Source organism: Paenisporosarcina sp. TG-14, from assembly GCF_000297555.1.
Classification (GTDB): domain Bacteria; phylum Bacillota; class Bacilli; order Bacillales_A; family Planococcaceae; genus Paenisporosarcina; species Paenisporosarcina antarctica.
Map to the genome: position 1 here is coordinate 1 of NZ_AMGD01000126.1, position 283 is coordinate 283.

At 35.3% G+C, this 283-nt stretch carries 1 pseudogene; it reads left to right on the plus strand.

The window, feature by feature from the left end:
• Positions 1 to 283, plus strand: a pseudogene (locus C406_RS21185) (IS3 family transposase); the annotation flags it as partial.

The window sequence follows — 283 nt, forward strand, 5'->3', positions numbered from 1 at the left end:
ATATCATTAACCATAAAAAAGTACAACGAATTATGGGGGAACTGAATTTAAAGTGTGTGAAGTTCAAACGTAAATCTCGTTATAATTCCTATAAAGGGAAAGTTGGCAAAGTCGCTAAAAACCGTCTAAACCGTCGATTTAAGACACCTTATCGTCTCCAAAAACTCGTAACGGATGTAACAGAGTTTAAGTGTACAGGCGATGAAAAGCTGTATTTAAGTCCGTTTCTAGACCTCTATAATGGCGAAATTATTTCTTATGGGATTTCGAAAAGACCAACATT